The following is a 2,516-nucleotide window of genomic DNA, read 5'->3' as shown; positions in this document are numbered from 1 at the left end:
TCCCACTGGTCATCGCGTAAACTATAGCGCCGCATCTGTCTGTCTCCCTCAAAACGGGAAAACAGTCAGCACACGCAGACACAAAGTACAACCCTCACAGGCCACATTCAGAGCTTAACTGACGACACGCCGTAGACTAATTTTAAGGATAACACTTCAAAGCCTCAGCTTCGATGCGTTTGATCAGTGCACTCTTGCAGTCGGAATAGGTATGGCTGTCTGTGGGATGGCGGCCAGCGCATCGGAGTTTCTCGCGCTCGTAATGTTGCGCCATTTCAGGTGAACTGCGCAGATAGTCTCGGAAGGCGAGGTGGCGGCGGAGATTTTGGTCACCATTAGCGAAGCAATGCAGTTGAATTAATCGTTGGCCGGTTTCTGGATCATCTAAGGTGCAGTAACGCCGCCCCTCTATGCCGTACGCACCATGCCACTGATAACCAAGTGCTTCAATCGCTGCACGTTGTAAGTCCAGAGCATCCAATGACGAAACCACTGGCATCAGGTCGAGTATGGGCTTTGCGACAATCCCTGGGATTGATGTCGATCCGATGTGGTGGACAGCGTGGATTGCTGAGACGTTCTCCTGAAGGCGCCGCGCTTTGCGTGAGGCGCTTTCTGCCCACCTTGGATCGTGAGGTACAAGTCTTACTGTGATCGGCGGCGGCATATTAACTCCATGAGGAGGTTCGTTATGATAGCAGTTTATACCTTATCTCTGGGAAGGGCCGGTGGGTAAAAATCTCACCAAGATTGCGAAGCGGTTCAGCGTTCCAAGAGCAGACAGGCGACTGCCGCCTCATGTCGGTTATTCGCTCTCATCTGTTACTTTTCGTAAAGCAGACATCGGCCCAGATAATCCCGCACACAGGATGCACCGTTGATACTGCGCGCAGAATTCGGAACAAATAAAGAACTATGTGGTTTTATACCTTCAAAGGCATAAGGCATCGGAAGGTAAGGTGATCGTATTTTTGTGCTGCTTCCAGACAACTTGTTATTTTTGTACATTTTTACAAAAATACACATTTTTTTGTTCATTGAGGCGGCATAATTTCTTACCTGGAGAGAATATATCCATGCCTCGTTCAAAATATTCACTCAAGCAAACCGCTATGACAACGTATTAATGCAACGGTATTTGCGGTATAAACGCAAAGATTTTGTTCGTTTGTATTTTAATTTATACTTACAAATAACAATTATGTATTGATTATATTGTGGAGGCTATCGTGATTATAAGTGGGCAGCCAGTAATCTCGACACGGGGGAAGTCCTCGGGCGCTACCAAAGGGACGTCAGTCGCATCTTTGGCTTCTCGGCGAGCTATTGACGTTCAGCTACCTTTTCGTCTTCCGATGTTTACCGGAAAATCGTTATTCACTCTTCGTATTGCTATGACAAGATATTTAGGAGCATGGGTAGGGCGAACCATCCCATTTGTTGGCTATGTCGTCATGACGAAGGACGTTACTGAAATCATCTTGAAATCAGTTCGACGCTATAACGCTTTAGTCAAGCCGGAGGACAAAATGGCATGGTAAAATCTTACGAAGACGCGCTATCTGAAATCTTGTCATTTATTTCTGAACAAGTTCCGGGCCCGAAACCACGCGAATTGACAGAAAATACGACACTGCGAGGCGATCTTCGTATGTACAACGACGATGCTAAGAGCCTAATGCACCGTTACTTTGAGCACTTTGATGTCAGTGCTCAAAATTTTGATTTCGAAAAATATTTTCCAGAAGAGGGTGAAGGAATCATAGGTGCACTGCTGTTCGGCTTTGTGAATAGAAAACGTGCTCGGCTAGATCCTAAGCCCCTAACCATAGCCATGTTAGCGCACGCTGCCTCTGTTGGTGCTTGGGTCTAACATCATTACCTGAGCCTCAAGCGCGGGCACCTTATTCCGGTTCATATCAGCCATGGCGCGATTCTTTTCTACTCACCGCTCAGAATGTCAAAAGGAAGAGATACGAATTTCATGGATTCGACATCGGCGATGGACTGGAAGCAGTCGATAACGTTCGAGACCGAAGTGGAAGACTAATCAGAAATTATACCCCACGTTGGGCAAAAGACTAGAGGCGCGTGCGCATTTACAACGTTCCAGAACGGGAGTTCAAGTTCTCTTGTCGGACATTTGCGGGTGGCTAAAAATTTCGCAAAACCGGACATTGGTGGAGTTCCGCCAGCCTATTTTCTCTCTGGTATCTGCGCGCGGTTTTTGCTATATATTAAATATAGTTCGGCTAGTGCTGCTCACTGAGCTGGACTTTCCCACAAAATTATGATCCTCCCAAAAATCGCTATGGCAGAGCTGTGGCAAGGATCACCCACGCGACACGCAAAGCCCGCCCTGACCCGGCGGGCTTTTTTTGTGTCTGCATTTCAGAACACGTCATGTCGAATACCAACGTAAGCACCCGGCGACTGCCGCCTTGCTGAATATTTCTATTCTGGTTCAGCTATGAATCATGAGCGATTCAAGAGATAGAGACGCGGTACTACCTGCG

The 2,516-nt window shown here is 47.4% G+C and carries 3 protein-coding genes; 2 read left to right on the top strand and 1 reads right to left on the bottom strand.

Annotated elements, in window-relative coordinates; translation table 11 throughout:
* Positions 1-142 precede the first annotated feature (142 nt).
* Complete coding sequence (locus CFR79_RS15230) at positions 143-667, bottom strand: GrpB family protein (RefSeq protein ID WP_110548448.1); 525 nt, start codon at positions 665-667, stop codon at positions 143-145.
* Between the two features lie 538 nt (positions 668-1,205).
* Here CFR79_RS15230 and CFR79_RS16425 point away from each other — a divergent pair.
* Together CFR79_RS16425 and CFR79_RS15220 are read left to right on the top strand one after the other, a co-directional pair.
* Positions 1,206-1,541 carry an STM2901 family protein gene (locus CFR79_RS16425; RefSeq protein WP_408884599.1) on the top strand — a complete coding sequence of 112 codons (336 nt, stop codon included), beginning with the start codon at positions 1,206-1,208 and terminating at the stop codon, positions 1,539-1,541.
* Positions 1,535-1,873 carry a DUF1493 family protein gene (locus tag CFR79_RS15220; protein WP_110548446.1) on the top strand — a complete coding sequence of 113 codons (339 nt, stop codon included), beginning with the start codon at positions 1,535-1,537 and terminating at the stop codon, positions 1,871-1,873. Before CFR79_RS16425 ends, CFR79_RS15220 begins: the two co-directional genes overlap by 7 nt.
* Positions 1,874-2,516: the final 643 nt, after the last annotated feature.

It is taken from the genome of Komagataeibacter saccharivorans, assembly GCF_003207825.1.
GTDB lineage: Bacteria > Pseudomonadota > Alphaproteobacteria > Acetobacterales > Acetobacteraceae > Komagataeibacter > Komagataeibacter saccharivorans.
Note: the sequence above shows the minus strand (reverse complement) of the source record. Positions and strands in the feature narration are given on the sequence as shown.